The 19938-nt window shown below is 42.2% G+C and carries 22 protein-coding genes; 11 read left to right on the top strand and 11 right to left on the bottom strand.

Annotated elements, in window-relative coordinates:
* The 4 genes from PHR02_RS09195 to mobA all read left to right on the top strand — a co-directional run.
* Window positions 1-278, top strand: a 278-nt coding sequence (locus tag PHR02_RS09195) for an aconitase family protein (protein WP_299991364.1), incomplete at its 5' end; no start/stop codon positions are given.
* Window positions 279-537: 259 nt separating this feature from the next.
* Window positions 538-1020, top strand: coding sequence for a PAS domain-containing protein (locus PHR02_RS09190; RefSeq protein WP_299991362.1), 483 nt, complete (start codon window positions 538-540; stop codon window positions 1018-1020).
* A gap of 66 nt (window positions 1021-1086) precedes the next feature.
* A complete protein-coding gene (locus PHR02_RS09185) occupies window positions 1087-1548 on the top strand; it encodes a DUF2780 domain-containing protein (protein ID WP_299991361.1) in 462 nt (153 codons plus the stop codon).
* Window positions 1548-2132 (top strand): molybdenum cofactor guanylyltransferase MobA, encoded by a 585-nt coding sequence (gene mobA, locus PHR02_RS09180; protein ID WP_299991359.1) that lies wholly within the window; start codon window positions 1548-1550, stop codon window positions 2130-2132. The genes PHR02_RS09185 and mobA overlap by 1 nt, the downstream gene beginning before the upstream one ends.
* Before the next feature lie 9 nt (window positions 2133-2141).
* Here the strand turns inward: mobA and PHR02_RS09175 are convergent, their stop codons facing one another.
* A complete protein-coding gene (locus PHR02_RS09175; protein WP_299991355.1) occupies window positions 2142-3032 on the bottom strand; it encodes a neutral zinc metallopeptidase in 891 nt (296 codons plus the stop codon).
* A 77-nt stretch (window positions 3033-3109) separates the two neighbouring features.
* Between PHR02_RS09175 and PHR02_RS09170 the strand changes: the two genes are divergently transcribed.
* Window positions 3110-4228 (top strand): metallophosphoesterase, encoded by a 1119-nt coding sequence (locus PHR02_RS09170; RefSeq protein ID WP_299991353.1) that lies wholly within the window; start codon window positions 3110-3112, stop codon window positions 4226-4228.
* Between the two features lie 3 nt (window positions 4229-4231).
* On the opposite strand, the gene PHR02_RS09165 is transcribed toward PHR02_RS09170, so the two are convergent.
* The gene (locus PHR02_RS09165; protein ID WP_299991351.1) at window positions 4232-5113 is read right to left on the bottom strand and encodes a hypothetical protein; all 882 of its coding nucleotides are present in this window, start codon (window positions 5111-5113) and stop codon (window positions 4232-4234) included.
* A gap of 262 nt (window positions 5114-5375) precedes the next feature.
* Between PHR02_RS09165 and moaC the strand changes: the two genes are divergently transcribed.
* The 3 genes from moaC to PHR02_RS09150 are packed head-to-tail and all read left to right on the top strand — an operon-like array spanning window position 5376 to window position 7092.
* The gene (gene moaC / locus PHR02_RS09160; protein ID WP_299991349.1) at window positions 5376-5846 is read left to right on the top strand and encodes a cyclic pyranopterin monophosphate synthase MoaC; all 471 of its coding nucleotides are present in this window, start codon (window positions 5376-5378) and stop codon (window positions 5844-5846) included.
* Complete coding sequence (locus PHR02_RS09155) at window positions 5827-6096, top strand: DUF493 domain-containing protein (protein WP_299991348.1); 270 nt, start codon at window positions 5827-5829, stop codon at window positions 6094-6096. The genes moaC and PHR02_RS09155 overlap by 20 nt, the downstream gene beginning before the upstream one ends.
* 12 nt (window positions 6097-6108) lie before the next feature.
* Window positions 6109-7092 carry a DUF6781 family protein gene (locus PHR02_RS09150; RefSeq protein WP_299991347.1) on the top strand — a complete coding sequence of 328 codons (984 nt, stop codon included), beginning with the start codon at window positions 6109-6111 and terminating at the stop codon, window positions 7090-7092.
* Window positions 7093-7100: 8 nt separating this feature from the next.
* On the opposite strand, the gene PHR02_RS09145 is transcribed toward PHR02_RS09150, so the two are convergent.
* The 7 genes from PHR02_RS09145 to PHR02_RS09115 form a co-directional block, all read right to left on the bottom strand.
* Window positions 7101-8189: a 4Fe-4S binding protein gene (locus PHR02_RS09145; RefSeq protein ID WP_299991345.1), complete on the bottom strand. Its 1089-nt coding sequence runs from the start codon at window positions 8187-8189 to the stop codon at window positions 7101-7103.
* On the bottom strand, window positions 8182-8751 hold the full coding sequence (locus PHR02_RS09140) for a molecular chaperone TorD family protein (RefSeq protein WP_299991343.1): 570 nt from the start codon (window positions 8749-8751) through the stop codon (window positions 8182-8184). The genes PHR02_RS09145 and PHR02_RS09140 overlap by 8 nt, the downstream gene beginning before the upstream one ends.
* A gap of 98 nt (window positions 8752-8849) precedes the next feature.
* The gene (locus PHR02_RS09135; protein WP_299991341.1) at window positions 8850-9248 is read right to left on the bottom strand and encodes a hypothetical protein; all 399 of its coding nucleotides are present in this window, start codon (window positions 9246-9248) and stop codon (window positions 8850-8852) included.
* Entirely contained in the window at window positions 9248-10450 is a 1203-nt protein-coding gene (locus tag PHR02_RS09130; RefSeq protein WP_299991339.1) for an ethylbenzene dehydrogenase-related protein, read from the bottom strand. Before PHR02_RS09130 ends, PHR02_RS09135 begins: the two co-directional genes overlap by 1 nt.
* A complete protein-coding gene (locus PHR02_RS09125) occupies window positions 10450-11547 on the bottom strand; it encodes a 4Fe-4S dicluster domain-containing protein (protein ID WP_299991338.1) in 1098 nt (365 codons plus the stop codon). Before PHR02_RS09125 ends, PHR02_RS09130 begins: the two co-directional genes overlap by 1 nt.
* Before the next feature lie 9 nt (window positions 11548-11556).
* Entirely contained in the window at window positions 11557-14469 is a 2913-nt protein-coding gene (locus PHR02_RS09120) for a molybdopterin-dependent oxidoreductase (protein ID WP_299991336.1), read from the bottom strand.
* 10 nt (window positions 14470-14479) lie between these two features.
* Window positions 14480-15601 carry a rhodanese-like domain-containing protein gene (locus PHR02_RS09115; RefSeq protein WP_299991334.1) on the bottom strand — a complete coding sequence of 374 codons (1122 nt, stop codon included), beginning with the start codon at window positions 15599-15601 and terminating at the stop codon, window positions 14480-14482.
* 300 nt (window positions 15602-15901) lie between these two features.
* Between PHR02_RS09115 and PHR02_RS09110 the strand changes: the two genes are divergently transcribed.
* From PHR02_RS09110 to PHR02_RS09100, 3 genes are read left to right on the top strand one after another with little or no spacing between them, the layout of a single operon-like run.
* Entirely contained in the window at window positions 15902-16507 is a 606-nt protein-coding gene (locus PHR02_RS09110) for a hypothetical protein (protein ID WP_299991332.1), read from the top strand.
* Window positions 16504-16878 carry a hypothetical protein gene (locus PHR02_RS09105; RefSeq protein WP_299991330.1) on the top strand — a complete coding sequence of 125 codons (375 nt, stop codon included), beginning with the start codon at window positions 16504-16506 and terminating at the stop codon, window positions 16876-16878. Before PHR02_RS09110 ends, PHR02_RS09105 begins: the two co-directional genes overlap by 4 nt.
* Entirely contained in the window at window positions 16868-17908 is a 1041-nt protein-coding gene (locus PHR02_RS09100; protein WP_299991328.1) for an Mrp/NBP35 family ATP-binding protein, read from the top strand. The genes PHR02_RS09105 and PHR02_RS09100 overlap by 11 nt, the downstream gene beginning before the upstream one ends.
* A 68-nt stretch (window positions 17909-17976) precedes the next feature.
* On the opposite strand, the gene PHR02_RS09095 is transcribed toward PHR02_RS09100, so the two are convergent.
* Both PHR02_RS09095 and PHR02_RS09090 read right to left on the bottom strand, forming a co-directional pair.
* Window positions 17977-18810 carry a hypothetical protein gene (locus PHR02_RS09095; protein WP_299991327.1) on the bottom strand — a complete coding sequence of 278 codons (834 nt, stop codon included), beginning with the start codon at window positions 18808-18810 and terminating at the stop codon, window positions 17977-17979.
* The gene (locus PHR02_RS09090) at window positions 18807-19757 is read right to left on the bottom strand and encodes a hypothetical protein (protein ID WP_299991326.1); all 951 of its coding nucleotides are present in this window, start codon (window positions 19755-19757) and stop codon (window positions 18807-18809) included. The genes PHR02_RS09095 and PHR02_RS09090 overlap by 4 nt, the downstream gene beginning before the upstream one ends.
* Window positions 19758-19938: the final 181 nt, after the last annotated feature.

The raw sequence follows: 19938 nt of genomic DNA, 5'->3' as shown, positions 1-19938 counted from the left end.
CCCCGGCGACTCAGCGTATCGCGCGTGAAGCAACCCGTCTTGGATACATGGATATCATCATCGATGCAGGCGGTGTTGTCTCTAACCCAACCTGCGGTGCGTGTTTAGGTGGATACATGGGGATTTTGGGTGATCATGAAGTCGCTATTGCTACCACCAACCGTAACTTCGTCGGACGCATGGGTTCACGCTCATCCAAAGTCTATCTCGCCAACTCCGCCGTGGCAGCCGCATCAGCAATCACAGGATACATCTGCGATCCAGCATCACTTAGCTAAGATTTTTTTCTTAGCCTCCAAAATAACCAATATTCTTACAATCTGCACACAATCTTTTCGTACAATCCTTATAAATTAATTCTAAAGATTTTATCACTAAATATTCGTCTGAATAACTGATAGTATCAACAAAGATAAGGGAGAATACTATGCTCATTCATTTTTTTAATTCTAAACTTTTTTTGATAATCTATATCGTGATATTTCTTTTAGCTATTTCCATTATTTTTATGTCAGACGCTGTCTTAAAAGAGGCAGTATGATTTTTAATTCTTATGACAATTCTGTATGCTATGTTGGCACGGCAATGATCTTAGAAATCGATAATTTTGACACCATTACCTATGCAAATCGTACTTTTTTAGATGTTTCCGGATACACACGTGAAGAACTTATTGGACTATCACACAAAGCCTTGCGACATCCCGATCTCCCTCAAAGTATTTATACAAAAATGTGGGAAAGTATCAACAACACACTCCCTTGGCAAGGCTACCTTAAATACCGATACAAAGAATCCCAAAGCTGTTGGGTAGCTGTGCATATCTCCCCGGTAAGTAACAATGGAAAAGCACCAATACGTCACCTCTTATCACTCACTGCCCCGCATGTGCAAACCATTCAAGAAATTCAAAAAAACTACCGTAAACTTTTAGAAGAGGAACAGAAATTACTTTTTAAAGCTGAAATTGCAAATCGCTTAAGCATACAAAGTTTTCAAAATACACCCTTAGCACTTTAGTCCCATTTCAAACGATATTCTAACTTTTGTCGGTTATAATAACTCAAATTTTATTAGGAGATTTCCATGCGTTCACTAACCCTCGCAACTTTATTACTTTTGGTTTCTAATGCCAATGCTTTTGATTTTGGTTCACTTATGCAAACCGTGGCACCCGTTGCCCAAAGTGCTGCCCCTATCGCAGACAGTGCTCTCACGTCGAATCCTCTGATTAAAAACATCACCTCCACCCTCGGAGTTACTCCGACACAAGCAATCGGCGGAACAGCCGCACTTCTTAATGATGCAAAAGGGAACATGCAACCAACCGACTTTACTGCCCTAACCAAACAAGTCCCTCAAGCAGCTACCCTCCTTAACGCCGCACCTGCCGGATTACTTGGCTTAGGGAGCTTAGGTTCTCAATTTTCTTTTTTAGGGATGGACGCATCAATGATCGACAAATTTTCTCCGCTGGTTTTAGAATACCTCCAAAGCGGTGCAACGCCGGGGATGGATAAAATTCTCTCCGCCGCTTTCGCGCAATAATGTTTCCGATTCCGTGTATTATTTTCGCAGGGGGAAAAAGTTCCCGTATGGGAGAGGATAAATCCCTCCTCCCTTTCGGAGGGTTCTCTTCGCTTAGCGAATTTCAATATCGGCGTCTTTCTGAGCTTTTTTCCCACGTTGCTATCTCTACCAAAAGTGCCGATAAATTCTCTTTTGACGCCCCGTTTATTCTCGACCCTAGCGAAGTAGACTATGCCCCAACAGCAGGTTTTGTAAGTGCTTTCAACACCCTCAAAGTAGAACGAATGATGGTATTAAGTGTCGATACCCCGTTTGTAGACGAGGATGTTTTTAAAGCACTTCTCGATGCGGATACACCCGATGTAGATGCCATCATCGCTAAAACAGCCTCTGGAACCCATCCGATGTGCGGGATTTACCACCGCTCTCTTTTAGGAGAGTTTGAACGGATGCTCCACGAGAAAGATCACCGATTAGGAAAACTACTCTCGACTTCCAACACCCGCTTTGTCGAATTTAACGATGAGTCACTGTTTATGAATCTTAACCATCAACACGAATACCAAGCGGCATTAGCCCGTTTTCAAACCGATAACAACTAGAGGCTTTATTTAAACACCCGTATTACACGCTTCCAATGTCCCTTTATCAAATCCCCGTTTAAACCATTCCATCCGCATTGCTGACGTGCCGTGGGTAAATGCGTCAGGAACGACGTAGCCTTGCGATTGTTTTTGGAGAGTATCATCCCCGATCTGACTGGCAGCATTGAGAGCCTCTTCAATATCTCCCTCTTCTAATACTGCACGGCTTTTTTGGGTATGATGAGCCCAAATACCTGCAAAACAATCGGCTTGCAGTTCTACTTTCACTTGGGTTGCATTTGCGTTTGCTTTGCCTAAAGCACTTTTTTGAGCTCGATGCGCTTTATCCAGTGTCCCTTCAAGATTTTGAACATGGTGACCGACCTCATGCGCGATTACGTACGCCTGCGCGAAATCTCCGGGTGCATTGTGACGAGAGGCGAGTTCATCGAAAAAACTGAGATCGAGATACACTTTTTGATCTGCCGGACAATAAAATGGCCCCACCTGGGCATCAGCGTAACCACAACCGCTTTGAACGCTCCCACGAAACAATACAAGTTTTGGCTGAACATACTCTTGCCCTTTTGCGGCATAGAGTTTTCCCCACACCTCTTCGCTCTGTCCCAATACCGCCGCAACAAACTGAGCGTTTTTATCATCATTGAGCGTATTGACTGCGTGTTTGGCTGAGGGTTGAGGAGTCGTGTCTAAGATGCTAAGCGGATTGTATCCCATAAAATAAGCGATAATACCGATCACCAAAACGATCCGTCCGATATTCGTCCCCATCAAAAACCGGACAAGGGGGATGAGGAGATTCACCCCTCTGCCACTCCCAAAATTCATCCTTCCCCCACCACTTTGAGAGCGTAAATCTTCGATATTAGTACTTCGTTTTAAATCTTCCCATTTCATTATGTATCCTCTGTCTAAGATCACTTTCTTCAACCGTTATTATACTTATACTCATCCTCTTAAGCTACAATAACAGTATGAATCTAAAAATACTTTTCCCTTTGATCGCGACCCTCTTTTTTGCAATGCTGCACTACCTCACCTACACACGGGTAGTAAATCATTTGCACATCAAGCCCCAAACCCGTACGATGTTAAAATATTTTTTGATCATCAACATGGCCGGTATTATCGGTTACCTTTCAAGCCGTTATTTTTTCAGCCCACCCATAACCCTGTACTATCTCTTTTCCCTTACTATAGGAGTAGGATTTGTCCTTTTTATGGGAACCATTTTGTACGAATTTCTCCATCTTTTACAACGCCTCGTCCCATTTAGTCCAGAAAAACGGATGTTTTTTAAACGCTCCAGCGATCTTGGATTTTTAGCACTGGGGAGCAGTTATTTAGGAGCGGCACTGCTAGAGGGTTCACAAGAGCCGGTGGTCAATTTCATCGATGTTAACCAATCGCGCTTTGGATCAAAATCCTATCGCATCGTACAAATCAGTGATATGCATATCGGAGGACTCATCGACCGATCCTTTGTTGCAAAAAGTGTTGCCGCCATCAATCATCTTAACCCCGATATTATTGCAATAACCGGTGATTTATCGGATGCGCATGTTGATGTTATCAAAGAAGCGATCAACGAACTAAGCCACCTAAAAAGTCGTTACGGAACCTACTACGTTGTCGGAAATCATGAATATTTCCATTCACTCGAAGCGACGATTGCACATCTTAAAACACTGGGTATCCATGTCCTTGAAAACAGCTCCGTCCCAATAGAAGATGATTTTTATATTGTAGGGGTCAATGATCTCTTCGGATACCGTGCCAATACCCACGCTCCAAACATTACTAAAGCCACAAAAGGGATCCCAGAGGGGATTCCAACCCTTCTTTTGGCCCATCAGCCAAAATACATTGAGTATCTCGAAGGATTCACCCCCTCACTCATGCTCAGCGGTCATACCCACGGCGGGCAAATATGGCCTTTTAAATATCTCGTATCTCTCGCGCAACCGTACATCAAAGGGCTCTATCCGCTAGGGTACAACCGCCATATTTATGTCAACAGCGGTATCGGGTTTTGGGGACCGCCGATGCGACTCGGAGCTCAAGCCGAAATCACGTGCATCACGTGGTCGTAAACTTTACTCTTCTGCACACTTTTTGCAAGGGTCTTTCTCACTTTTACGCACCAAATAAATAAAGACGGCAAATACCAGCAGTAAAAATGCCAATGCTGCAATCAGTGTCGATGCATAAGGAAGATCTTTATAATCATGAAGGGCGATTTTAAACACGACCAACAACGCTTCAATAAGCAATGCAATAATGATTGATACAGAAAAATTGAGGAGTGTTTTGGCATTAAACGCATCACTCACATGCTGCGTTCGTGGCAAGACCTCTTGCTCAAAAATCGTTTTTCCCAGATCATATACTGCTAACCCCAAAGTTAACGCGATAATCGGTTTGAACACGGTATCCATACTAAGCGGTTCAACCCCTATGATGTACCCTCCAAAAGTATAAAAGCCGTACAATACGACAAATATTCCAAAAAATAAAAGTCCGCCGCCGATCACCGCATAAGAGGTACGATTGATCCGCTTAAAGACATCATTTTTCTCAATCAGATCAAACCGCTCCAATAGCTTTCGAACTCGAAAATCTAAAAATAGATACCCATCGCTCAATGCGTACACTACGGTAATACACAAATGACCGGTAGCCGTCGAAATATAAGGCTCACTAACGTGATACCCTTTTTGAATCGCGACTTCATCGACCAAATAGGCCCGATCGACGCCTGCGTGGTGTCCTTCTTCTCTATCAACATAAACATTAGGCGAATTTTGGACAAATCCTTCGTCACATTTGTAAACCAACTCTAAACTTGGAAAGGTTTTATAAAGGCGCTCAGCAAGCTGTACGTTGAACGTTTTTAAACTAACTCGACCCAAGGATGTAAGTATAAATTTTTCGATCAACGGGGCATTCGCGGCGTAACTTCGTACTAAATTTTGCATTATTTTCCCCTATTATTTAATTTTTATTTGATTGTGTATTAAAAAGTCCTGCCCCACACTGTAGTCATCAGTGCAAAGCAGTCCTTAGGAATCTTGAAGGAGGTTATGAGGATTTCGGAATTACATGCCATCCGCTAGCACCACCAAAATCTCATGGCAAAACTATAGCCCAATTTTTATCAGTAATATGGTCATTTTTTAATCAATCTCAGATTTACCTCGCTTAGCTATAATAATAAAAAGATTCCTAAAGAGTTTAACTATGAATTTAACCCACCTAGACGAGCGCGATCGCCCAAAAATGGTCGATGTTTCGGATAAAAACACCACTTCTCGTATTGCGGTTGCCAGCGGGCTCATTACAATGAGCGCTGATGCCTATAACGCTGTTATAAATCAAACCGCTAAAAAAGGGCCTGTATTACAAACAGCCGTAATCGCAGCCATCATGGGGACCAAAAAAACATCCGATATCATTCCGATGTGTCATCCGCTAAACCTCAGCGGAGTCCATTGCGATATTGAGGAGCTTGCTGATTTACCGGGATTTAAACTCACGGTAACAGCAAAACTCAGCGGTCAAACCGGAGTAGAGATGGAGGCACTCACCGGAACCAGTATCGGTCTTCTCACCATCTATGATATGCTCAAAGCAATCGACAAATCGATGGTGATCGGTCCCATTCAACTCGAAACCAAATCAGGAGGAAAAAGTGGTGATTATCAACGATGAAACCGAAAAACTTTCGTTAGAGTACCCATGTACATGGTGTTATAAAGTAGTTGGATTTGAGCGAGCAGGTATCGAAATTGCGGTGATGGAAATCTTTACTGAACGTACCTATACCCTAAACCCCTCAAAGGCGAGCAAAGGGGGAAAGTACATCAGCATGAACTTAGAACTCTTGGTGCATAATGATGACGAACGTACCTATTTTTATGAAACACTCAAAGCCCATCAACATGTTAAAATGGTACTCTAAAAGGATTAAATTATGAATACAGAAACCTTTATCGCCGATATCGAAAAATATTTTTCAGCTCAAAATATCCCTGATATGCCCTTACAAGAATTGCGTGAGTTCACCACCACTTTCCTAAAAGACTCTACCCGTTCTTTCCATAATGAACTAGAGGATCTTATCACTCAAAAAGAGCAAATTGAACGTCAAATTTCCCGTAAAAGCGATGAACTTCAACAACTTAAATATCGCTTTTTTGACATATTGGAAAAGAAATTTAGTGACAATGATCTCTTGCTCGAAAAACTTCACCAAATCAAAATTCAATCCGTCGATCTTCTCGATATTTTAGAAGAGATGGTTGAGAGTGCTATCATCACAACCCTAGAACGCGGTTCTGATATCGAAGAAACCCTACATGAGATCATCAAAGAGATCACCTTTGAAACCCTCAATGCTAATGTCCTTAACGCTGTTCGCATCCGCCGTATCTTGTCGAGTATTCTCCAAAGCGCATTGAATATCGCAGAAGCAACACCTAATCAAGCCGATATTATTTTACGTGGCACCTTACTTGGAATCCGCTCAGCGCTTTATAAATCGATCGAGAAATTCCACCAATACCTTCTCTATGTTCCCGAAGAAGTAAAAGCTCTTTACCGTGCAGAGTACAAAACAATCGAAGAAGAACTCGACAATATTGATACCCTTTTTATACAAGTGATCCACTCACTCAAACATCGCAATTCAACAGTCATCATTACCCGATTAGAAGCTATCAGTGATGATATTCGCTTCGATACCGAAGAGATTAAACACCTCTCCAAAGAGACCGTTGAACTCTTGCGTAATCGTCTTTCAAAATTAACACGTAACGTCTCTGAAAAAAGTGCCCAGTTTATGAACTCTAAATCGGCACAAGATGCAAAAGCAATGGGAGTACGCGCATGGAGTGTTGCAAAATCGGCTATGGAAGGGGCGATTAAAGGGGCTAAAGACGCTATGGATAAAAAATAGGCGGGGTTTTACATATCCCGCGCTAGTGTAAACATATTGGCATGTGTTTTCATAAAGCTACTGCATCGATCACAGATCGGATCGCCTCCCTTATACGGATAGGGGCAGCGACACTCATGACAGGTTACCATCTCATAGTATACCAGCTGTTCTGCGCGTTCATACGCGATACTCACCAAATCAAATCCCTCTTTTGAACTAATTGCATTAGGTTTACAAATATCCTCACAAATACCGCATCCGATACATTTGCCCTGTGAGAAAAAGATCCCCTGTTTATCGCTGGTCGGAAACAGTGCATCGGTTGGGCAGAACTGCGTACAATCCCCACAGTTGGTACAAGCCTCAAAATTGATTTGTTTGTTAAAAAACAGCGGAGAGCTTTCAGAGAATACTGTTGATTCCAGACCCGAAATGATCTCTTTGAGAGAATTCTTGAGCAATATACGCTTCAGAGGCATTTTCTGATCAGGGAGTTTATGATGTGCAGTCGTCATCGAAACATGAGCGACAGACTCTTCAGCTATCGTTTCTTTTACTTTTTCAAACCCCATGCGGAAAAGTGCACGTCGATCTGCTTGGTCTTCTTTTTCATCAATACTCTCTATCCGGTGTGGGGTTTTAATCATCTCTAAAAATTGATTGGTAGCATTGATCTTTTCGCGAATAGAGCTTTCCAATTTTCCATTTTCATTGAGAACACATCCCGCACAATGACTCAGATCGCACGTGACGTTCCTCTCACCTCTTAGTGCCATGACACCGTAGTGCTCGACATCAAAAACGCCCAAACATGGAGTATTTACCTTACACGAGAGTGTCGGTGCTTCTTCGATATATTGATACGATGCAGCGTAACCGTTAGGATCAAAACTCTCTATCTCCAGCGCTTCAGTAGGACAACTGCCTATACATCCCGCACATCCGACACACTCATTCTCAAACAATGTCAGTTTGTTACGGACGATATGAAATGCTCCCTTAGGACACACATCGATGCAGATCATACAGTCATTGTGATAATACTCATTTCGTAGACAACGGGTCGCGGTATAGCTAAAAAGGTTGCTTTTTTGGACGAAATTGATATTACCCATTCTGTGAGCCTTTGGATAAAAACTCATAATCCGCACTCAAAAACTCAACAATAAAATCACACATATCACGATAAAACGGTGTGTCTGCCATACTCTTCATCCCCATCATGTATGGAACTACCCACGGAAATATATGCTGATCGAGAAAATCAAATTGTGACTTCTCTTCATTACGGTAGACAAGTGTTTGCATAAAAGCAAACTCGATCCCCAAATGGTCCGGTGCCATAATCTGCGTTTGATCCATATTGACTTCAAAACCGTGGGTAAAATAAAACGCCATAACGGGATTTTGTAACCCCACCAGTGTCTCATTTTTTGCATCAAGAACAAACGATTCAACCGGTTGGGTGTTTAGGATATACATCGAGGTGTAATCGGTATTGAGCTTATCGTATATCTCTTCGATATCCGTAGAACGGATCCATTGCTCCGTCTCTTCACCGATAATCTCTAAAAGGGATGCATTAGTTTTGAGATCATTGATAAAACGACGATCAGGAGTATCGCTCATAACACGGGATAAAAAAGCATAGATATAAAGTCGGTATTCGTTATTCATAGTGATTCCTGAAACTAAGTAAGGGATTGTGTCATAGAAGGACTTTGAGACAGCAAAGTTTAGCTAATTGGCTAACCCCAAATGGGGCTAGATAGGTGTTATAAACACCCTTTAAAAAACGATTTTTTAGGCGGTGGAGGAGATTTAAACTCCGTTGCTTTAATCGTATTGGTTGCAACATCGAGTGTACCGATAACGACAACACCATTTTTATTAATCCCTTCACGCATTTCAGAAAGTTTTAATTTACTAGTGTCAATCGTATATACCTTCCCGGTATTGTGTTGATACAACGCTACCGGTGGATTTGTTGTTACTCCCGCCGCTGTTGTACGAAAACATCCATCTGAGCCACATACGTAGTTTTCCAAATAACAATCAGCAAATGCACCTTGAGCAGCGCATCCTGGAGTTGTTAATAGACCTTCGAACTCTTCAGGCTCGTTGGCGAATGCACTAAAAACAAGTGCCGCACATAACAAAGCTACTTTTTTCATTATTCTACCTCCGATTTCAGGGTTTTGAGGTATGCCACGATATCATCAACCGTTGCTTTGTCTAAAAAGCTAAAGTCGGTCATTGTCGAGACACGTTTACCCTTTTCAATATTGTACCATGGTGTATTAGGGTGCGCATTACGATTGTAACCTGGTACAACAACCGCAGATGGTTTTAAGATTGACTCACGTAGATATTCAGACGTAGAGTATCCTCCGATATTTTTTAATGATGGTCCCAATAAACTTGGAGCATCTGCAGCAGTCATTTGATGACAACCAGTACATCCGTTTGTCATCGCTGCTTCTTTACCTTTAGCCGCGTCACCTTTGCTATCTGTAGTCAATTCAGAAACCATAGCAGTGTTTGCTTTTTGGCCCTCAAGATTAATTGCAACCCACGTCGAAAGATTTTTCAATCCATTACGCCCCATCGTTGATCCATCCCAAACAGCGATAGCTACGGGAACTGTTCCACTTAGATTTACGTATTCATCTTTAAGTGGGCGGCTTAGTGTTCCACTCCAACCCGCAGGAGAATGAACCATAGCACCATTCGATTTAACGGATTTATCTTTGATCTCTGTAGTTGAGCGGAATCCTTCTGCTACAAAAACTTTTTCATAGTCTGTATTTGCCAAAGACGCTACTTTTGCATCAAATTCGGCTAATTCTTTACCGAATACACCTGTTTGCTGACGATTGATTTGAGTAGAAACATCTTTATTTCCGTTTGGTTCATACACTTTTGCTGTCGCTTTTTGTAAATGAACGACTACTGGACGCCCCTCAGATCCCATACCGATATAAGGTAAAGGCTGTGCTTTTTTCGTTGCTCCGGCAAACTGAACGGCGAAACCATCCGTATAAACGTCACTGCTCATACATTGTTCAACGTCTTTTGTCTTATCAGCCCATTTCACCATAATGGCAATGTTTTTTCCATCGTGCAATGCGGCAACTTGAGCTTTTTTGCCTTTAGTATTTGCAACAAGTGCATTTGCTTTTTTATCATTAAATTCAATTGTTGTTTGCGGATAAAGAACAACCGTTTCAAATTTTGCTTTTGACCAAACAGCGGAATCCGCTTTAACTTTATCAAGGCTTTCAGAAACTTTTGTTGCGCTAATGGCAGGATTAGCCGCCAAAGCCGCAGAAGCGGCAAGACCTAATGAAAGAATAGTAGTAAGAAGCTTTTTCATTAGTGGTGTCCTCCAGCTTTTGTAAACTTGCCAGCAATATAACGAGTATCTACTGGAGCCAATGGGCTACGTTTGTTCTCTTTCGCTACTTGTTGATAGTAGTGATTGTCAAGACGGAACATGTCAGAGTGTTGGTAAGCGATCAAAAGATCCATCAACTCACTCACACCAGTCTCTTTACGTTTTTTCATTTCTGCTTTAAGTGTTTTAATCGCTTCATGAACTTCTGGTCCAAACAATTTTTCCAACTCTTCTACCGGAAGACGGGTTGAACCTTCGATAATTTTACCATCAGCGTCAAATTTAGCCGGAGATTCGGTCGGTGGTACATAATAAACATTCGGTTGTGTACCGTAATCTGAACGAAGACCAAGTGCCACTTTATATTTATGAACCAATTTATAAACTTGTGATTCTTCATCGTCCAAGAATCCTACAAAACGGATACGACCAACACATTGTTGAGCACATGCCGGCGGTAAACCTTGCTCAATACGTGGGAAACAAAGGATACATTTCTCTGATTTAGAGATTTTCGGATTGAAATAGATTTTTTTGTAAGGACAGCCCGCGATACAATAGCGGTACCCTTGACAACGATCCAAATCAACCAAAACAACACCGTCTTCTTCACGTTTAAAGATTGCATCACGCGGACACGCACTTAAACAACCCGGATTTGTACAGTGGTTACAAATACGTGGAAGATAAAAGAAATAGTTGTCTTGAGGGAATACTCCTGCACCCTCATCCTCATCCCAGTTTGGTCCCCATGTTGGAGAAATGTGCGGTTGAAAACTATTACTGTCTTGTGCGCCACCCATCAAGGATTCATAGTTGTAATCCCAAGGCACTCCATAATCTGCTTCAAGATTAGGAATTATCCCTTGTTGAAGATCACCTGCAGCATCAAATCCGCCTCCGAGCTCCATCCAGTTTTTCGGATAACCGGTTCCTGGATAAGTCTCAACATTGTTCCAATACATATACTCACGGCCGTTACGATTCGTCCATTGCGTCTTACACGCGACAGTACATGTTTGGCACCCGATACATTTGTTCAGGTCCATGACCATTGCTAATTGTCGTTTAGACATTTATACCCCTTAATACTGTACGTCAGTTGCTTTTTCATAGTTAACGGCGCCATCATAAGCGTATTGGTTACCGTCCCAGAGGCCACCAAATTTGAGGTGCCCCCATCCGTCTGCCATTTCAAGAAGGTTCAATGCTGTTGGAACAACTTCATTGTGCCCTTTGTTTTTCAAATACATGTACGGTTCCCATCCATGCTCAAGAACCAATCCATCAGCCGGTGCAGATGAAGAGAGTTTTGCCATCGCATAGAACTCGCCGAGGGCATTGTAAATACGGATAGTATCTCCGTCTTTGATCCCTTTAGCTTCCGCAACCACACGGTTGATTTGTGCTGCAGGAACCCCACGTTGAAGTCGTAACAACGTACGAGAGGTTTTGTAGTTCGAGTGGATAGACCAACGAGCATGTGGAGTCATAAACACGTATGGGTAGTCTTTAGACTGAGGACGAATCCCTTCCATACCAGTATTCGTAGCTGCACCCATTTTGATGTACATCTCATGGTCAACATAGAACGTTTGGCGACCGGAAACTGTCTCTAAACGCTCCATTTTGTAAAGATGATCTTCGTTTGAGTTAAACGGACGGTCAGAATACAATGGAGATGATTTAGCCGCTTTTTCATTGATTAACAAGAATCCGCCCACTTTGTACATTTTCTCCATCGTCCACGGCTCATATTGCTCACATTTCTCTAGCGCTGCTTGCACTGCCATTTTGTCAGTTCCTAGGTACACTTCACCTGCACCTTCTGACTCTTCATCCGTATTGGTGAACTCTTTGTGAAAGATTGTCAAATCATGGAAACCCGGTTTCGCGAATTTAGGATGATCTTTAACTTTTGCTTTAGAGATATTTTCAGAGCGGTTTGCTAGCTCTTCCATTTTCTTAGCCAAGAACGTAAACATTGACCATTCATCCATCGATTCACCAATGTTTTTGATATTAGCAACCGGCTGAGCCAAGTTGGTAAAACGGTGGTAACCCGGAGACGTACGAAGGTCATAAACCTCATAGTGCGATTTTGCCGGAAGCAAGATGTCCGCATATTGTGCCGCTTCAGACATACGATAGTCTACGTATGCATAGAATTTCGTTTTGTTCAAGAACGCTTTACGATATTCAGACCCTTTGTTACGACGAAATTTTGAGTCAGCAACGATGAGAGCACAATCAGGCTGCCACCACGGTTTATTTACATTGCCATGCTTAGAGGCTTGATTCACTTTATCGTTTTCACCCGATTTGAGCATTTCGCCCAATACTGCCATGTACTCTTCTTTAGACATTCCGTTTTGGGCACGCTTAACATCTTCGTCACCGAAGTATTGATCAAACGTTTTCATTCCATCACCAAATACGAACTCACCAACGAAACCTGATCCGAAACGCGCGTTGTATTTACCGCTAAATCCTGACAATGCGCCAAGACCAGAGAGGGTAAACTCATTTTCAGTGTTGATTCCGCCGTATGGACCCATACGCCCTGTCAAACCACAGATAGAAGCAATATTCCAAATCGTCATAACACCGTTAAAATATTTATTTAACGAGAAACCGGTTGTGATTTCTACAACTTTAGGGATCGCGATATCGCGTGCAAGCTGACGCGTCGTATCCGGATGAACACCGGTTACTTCCTGGATCGATTCAGGGCTAAATTTCGCCGCTGATTTTTTGAGCATTTCAAATACCGTTGTCACTTCACGTGTGTGTCCGTGCATGTCAGTAATAGTCCATGAACCCTCAAGCTCTGGTACGATTCCATGATCATCAAGACGAAGTGATTTCTCACTGCTTCCCTCAGTACCAGGCATCAAAGCAACTTTACCGGTTGCTTTGTTCATACAATAGAACTCTTCCATGAATTTGTGATGGTCTTCATCATTTGCCGCATGTTCCATATCAGAACGACGGATCATTTTTTGAGTTTTAGTATCAACCAAGAACGGAAGGTCGGTCAATGTTTTCATAAACTCAGGTTTGTAGAGTTTTTCGTTCAAAATAACGTTGATAACACCCATTGCGAGGATATTATCAGATCCCGCTTTGATCGGAATCCAAAGATCGGATGATTTAGCAGTTGCATTGAACTCAGGGGTAATCGTAATGATTTTTGCACCATTGTATTTCCCCTCCCAAACGAAGTGAGCATCCGGGATACGAGAAACCGATGGATTTCCTCCCCACATTACCGCAGTATCGACGTTGTACATGAAATCCCATGTACAACCGAGGTTACCCTCACCATACGCAATCGCCGCACCTGAGAACATGTCCCCAAGGTAAGATGATGGATAAATACGGATTGCTCCAAGTTGTGTAGAGAAACGTAATGGTGCACCACGGCGACCCTCAGTCAAAAGACCGGTTCCCGCGTGTACCATCAATTTATCCGGCCCACGTTCAGGATCGGTCATACAGTTGAAAATCTCTTGGCATACGCGCTCAGCTGCTTCATCCCAGCTGATACGTTTCCACTTACCTTCACCACGTTCACCAACACGAACCATTGGATAGAGGATACGGTCTTTTTGGTACATCACTTGAGAGTGCTGAACCCCTTTGTTACATCCGCGTGGGTTAAAGTCAGGGATTTTTGCATTGATAACAGGATAGCGAGCTGATTGGTTTTCACGAGTGATAACACCGTTATGCGACCATACTTCCCATGCACAGTTACCTTGGCAGTTTACACAGTGATACGCGAAACCGTGTTCCTCTTTTTTACCATAGGTAAATGAGAACTCATTTCGGTACATATCTTCAGTATAGTTGGTGTTAGGATAATTGCTTTTTCCGTTTTCTACCGACATTACATTTGTTTTTGCGAAGAGTGAGCCTTGTGAGGCCACTAACGCTGCCGTCATCCCTGAAACTTTCAGGAAGTCACGACGTTGATTGTTCATTACTTTTGTCATAGTTTTACCCTTATCGTTTAATCGGAAGGTTCATATCGTTACCCCAAACATCCCAGCTTCCTGTGAAAACTTTGACGTTTTTGTAACCCAATAATTGAAGCGCCGTAATATGTTCCGAACTTCTTCCCGCACCTACGTGACAGTATGCGTAGATCGTTTTGTCCGGTGTAATACCGTAGTTGTCGTATACTTTTTGAAGCTCTGCAGCTGAACGGAATGAAAGTTTTTTATCCGCATCAGAGATTTGGCTCCATTCGATAAACGTAGCTCCTGGAACATGTCCACCGCGTGCAACATTATCCATTTTACGCTCACCTACGATCTCAGCGATCCCGCGAGAATCAATAATTACATATTTGGATTTTTTTCCATTTTTAAGGATATCTTCCATCGCATGTTTTACTTCGTCTTTACCAGCGATAACATTCCATTTGATTTTTTTAGGATCAATTTTATATTTTGCAGGCTTAGTAACCTCATCCCCTTTGACAACCATGAGACGTTTTTCAACAATCGCCATTTTCGCGCTTACTGCATTGGCATCTTGAGCAGCTTTTTTAATTGTCGCTTCTAAAGCAGATTTATCAGCACCCTCTGTTTTGAGTGCATTTTTTGCATCTTTTTCTACTTTTTTAAATGCTTTTAGCTCTTTATTGAGCTCGTCGTACTCTTTTTGAGCCGGATCCGCTGCCATAATCGCCGCACGTCCACCATTGAGTACTTTTACATTTTTATGACCATAACTGTCGAAAAATGAATAAACACCTGTCGCATTCGGGCCTTTGAAGTCATCGTATGCAATTACCAAAGTATCGTTACTGATCCCTTTTTTGCTGATAAGCTGTTCGGCATCATCGACACAGCGATACAACGGCTCACAATGCATACTTCCATCAATTTCTGAATGGTGAAGGTGGTGAGCATACATCTCAACTGAGCCTTTAATATGACCAAGTTTATAAATATCTTCGTTATCACCCGATACGAACATCACTTTTGGATTACCGATTAGCTTGATCGCTTCTTCGGCAGAAATAAGAATAGTGTTATCCTTATATCCCTCGGCTGCCATTAATACCGTAGCTGCCGACAGTGATGCCGCAACACATAGTGTTTTTAGCAATCTGTTCATCCGTGCTCCTTCTTCTATTTGAATCTGCACACATTGGTGCGTTAATTTACGGAATTACCACTCCCATTATAGAGCTGTGACTCTTAATAAACGGTAAATACCTTTTTCTTATACACTTCAAGATTACAATTTGTTACATATTTATCACAAAATGGCGGCAAAAGATGATTGCTCGTTATTTTACGTTTTCTTATACATCGCTCCTTTTTTTACACTTATACACTATAATTAATACTTACATTTTAATCACTTTTTGATAGTATGACATTTATTTTTATCACAATTATAAAGGAACCGATAATGGCTGAAAATGCCCTTGAAATAGCCATAAGCACCTCTGACAACGAAAAACTGATCGAACTTCTCGAAGATAAAACACTTCCGATTGAAGAGGTACAAACCATTTACAATGCTTTTAAAGCTGATAAATTGATCGTAGGACAGGTAGCGATGAATCTTTCATTACGAACTTCTGTCTACGAACGCGACAAAGAGTACAGCCCTATTATGGTTGCTTTACTCATCGATATTGCCAGCAATCCAGTTGATATGGGAGCACGTTGGGCGGTTGCTAAAAACCCTCACACACCGCTTGAAGTGCTTCGTCATCTCTCTAGCGATTCGATTAATCTCGTTCGCGCACTTGTAGCCGCAAATCCCTCAACGCCGAGTGATGTTTTAGAAAAATTCTTTAGCGATGAAAAAATCGTACGTGATGGTCTCTCAGGCAACCCGAATACACCTGTGAAATTACTTAAGATTTTATGCGATGATAACGACAAAATGGTCCGTATGCGCCTTGCTGAAAACTGTGCCGCCCCAAAAGAAATCATTTCCTCACTTTTAAGTGATAATGATCCTGATGTGGTTAAAGCAGCTCAAGCAAATTTGGGAGAAAGAGGATGAAAAAACGTCATTTTGAAGAACGTAGTCAATTTATTACTTTGGAAAATCATTTTTTAAATACTTTTTTCTCAGGGCTCTACCTTAGTGCAGCCGACTTTATCACCATTGCAAAAGCAAATGGTTTAGTACTTCAAATGCATTCACGTGAAATGCTAATCAAAGACCTCCTCAATCAATCTCATAAATTAGGAACCCTAAGCGGTGTAATCGCTTCCTTGAATTCCCTTATCGATGACCGCATCAGCACCTGTCATCGCCTCAGTCTTGAGTACCCTGCTGCACGTGTTCCGTTGGCGAAGTTAGCGCAAAAATCAAATGGGACTAAAGCACTTTTAGCCCGCGAAGCGAGAGGAAATCCTTATGAACACTAAAGAGCTTCAAGAGGCACTCACAAACCTCCCTTATCCAGGACTAAGCCGTACACTCGGTGATCTAAAACTCCTCTCAGAGGTAAAAGTAAGTGATAATAACGCTAAGATAGAACTGCTTACCGTAAGTGATGATTCATATCTCACTGTTAAATCGGCGATTGAATCCGCTTTTGCGCCTCAATTTACCACTTTAGATATCACAAAAAAAGGACAAGTTCAAAAAGATACAAACTACGGTAATAGCTCTAATCCCAACAACCGTGCACCTTATGCCGCAAACGTTATCGCCGTAACGAGCGGTAAAGGGGGAGTGGGGAAAAGTACCGTAAGTGTCAACCTCGCTATCGCCCTTGCGCAACGTGGCTATCGAGTCGGAATTTTGGATGCCGATGTTTATGGTCCCAATGTTCCACGTCTAACCAACACCGATTTAGAAAAAATCCGATGGAGTGATGATAATAAAATTATTCCGAGTGAAAACTACGGGATCAAAATCATGAGTGTCGCACTGACCACTCCAACCTCTGATACGCCTCTTGTGTGGCGCTCATCCGTTGCCGTATCTGCACTTATCCAGTTTCTCGAAGATGTAGAATGGGGAGAACTTGATTTTATGGTTATCGACATGCCTCCCGGAACCGGCGATATACAACTCACCATGGCACAAGAGCTCCCCATCACAGCAGGTGTGATCGTAACCACTCCGCAACTTGTAGCAAGTGATGACGTCAGTCGTGCGATCCGAATGTTTCAAGATATCCATGTCCCTATGGCAGGATTAGTGGAAAATATGAGTTATTTCATCGCACCGGATACCGGAACACGTTATGATATTTTTGGAAGCGGTGGAGGCGAACGGTTGGCGAGCCGTTATAACATTCCGTTACTAGGTCAGATACCCTTAAATATGGATATTCGTGAGGGGTCTGATAACGGTGAACCACCCGTTGTTTTAGGTAGTGATGAATTAAAAAGTTATTATCGAGAGATAGTAGAAAATATGCTAAAAGCGGTGAAGTTTAAAATTTAGTTCTTCGTCACCCTGAACTTGATTCAGGGTCTAAGAAGATGCCGAATCAAGTTCGGCATGACGCTCATTTACTTGAAAATCTTTTTCAAATCTACTTCAATGGCACCCGGTACGGTTGCAATCGTCATAAATTCAGACATTGTCAACAACGGGTAGCTAATAGCGATAAAATATTTTGCACTCAATGCTTTTGCCTGTCCGCCTTCAATCAACACTGCCCATGGAAGTAATTGTCCGTTTTGAGTACCGATTTTTTTAACAAATCCGTTTGTACGACGTTCCAATGAAACAAATGCGACATAGCGATCATCTGAGAGCTTAACGACTGCAGTAGTTCCTTTTGCTTTTTGTGCTTTTGCAACCAAATCAGCTGTTGATCCTTCACCGACAATACCCATATCTTCATAATAAGGCATTCCCACCATGAAATGATATCCTGCTAATCCGGCAAACTCCCATTTATCAGTTGAGTCTTTTAAAGGACCGAATGCTTTTTCAAGAGATCCCAATACTGCAGATGCTGTTGCGTGAGAATACTCTTTTTGCATAAACGCTTTTCCAAAATAAACCGGATTGGCAATACTAATTTGTTTACGCTCATCATCAACCAAAATTCGCCCTACCGCCGCAAGACCACGTGTCGGTTTATTTGCCGCTGATTTCATCGCCGCATTGGTATAAAGAACTGACGTACCTGAATCGGTTGGGTATGTTCCAACTACGTCAAAACCGTTAGCCGAAAGCTTTGCTTTTGCTTCATCTACACTTGCGTATGAGGCGATTTTATACGTTGCTACAACTTTTTCAATCTTTACTCCCGCTTCCGCTTCAGGAGCCGTTCCGGCACATCCGCAAAACCCGATTACAAGCGCACTCATGATTAGTGTATAGAATTTTTTCATAGCTCTTTAGCTCCCAATTCTGTCATAATTTTTACGATCTCTTTATCCAAGGCAATGATTGAATCGTTCATTTTTTGATCTTTAATCCCCATAACCGCAGTCCATGTTGCGAGACGCGGCATACCGATCATTACTTTATTCGACCCTTTTTCGATGTACATATACATCGAGCACGGTGCCAATGCTCCTGCATCCGGACGCCCTTGATTAAAGATCCCCTCAGAGAATTTGAAATGACAAAGAGAGTAAACCCAGTACGCATCAAAACGACCAAATTCGATGTTCGCATCGGTCATAGAACCTTTGATATCCTTGTATCCTGCAATGATGTATTGGTTTGCTTCGAATGCCTCTTCAAATTTCCCTTGGAAATCCGAGATAAAGCCATCCAAGCTAGCTCCTCGTTCAAATGGAAGCTCAAATGTCATCATCGGTTTTGCCGGAAGGGCACTGTATTCTACGATTTGAACTTTGCTTCCGATCTCTTTTTCGATCATTTTATCAAGTTCAGGGAAAGTTGCAATGAATTTTGCACGTACACCCGCATCTTTAACCCCAGTGATATCAAGCATCGTTTCAGGAGTGATGTGACCGACGTAGGTTTTATCTTCCGCTTGTTTTTTCCATACATGGAGATTAAACGGACTAAATCCGCCCAAACTTGGCTCTTTCAAAAGAAGAGGACCGACAGCTGTATCTTTCATGACCGAAAAAAATCCGAGATTATCAAGATTTGTCCCGCCGTATTTAGTTTTATACGCATCGTTAATACGCTCATGCGGATCGGACAATACAAATCCGATCGTCGTGATTTTATTATTGACCATATCCATATATGCTTTTTCTTTATCGCCTTCACCGATATAGAATTTTGCCCCTTGGGCTCCAAATGCCATTGAAGCGGCCAGTGAAAGTGCGGCTGCACCCATTAATAGTCTATTAAACATATGATTCTCCTCTAAGTAATCGCTTTTGAGCCGTGTGCCCTTTTTTGTCAAGGGTATATTTTATCACAAAGACATCAAATAAACGATAATAACAGCACAAGATTTTTGAACTCTTATTATCGCTGGGAAAAGTGAATGGATTGTGAACCTCTCCCGAGGGGAGAGAAAGATAATTTCCTAG

Origin of the sequence: Sulfuricurvum sp. (genome assembly GCF_028688295.1) — a bacterium.
Classification (GTDB): domain Bacteria; phylum Campylobacterota; class Campylobacteria; order Campylobacterales; family Sulfurimonadaceae; genus Sulfuricurvum.
Note: the sequence above shows the minus strand (reverse complement) of the source record. Positions and strands in the feature narration are given on the sequence as shown.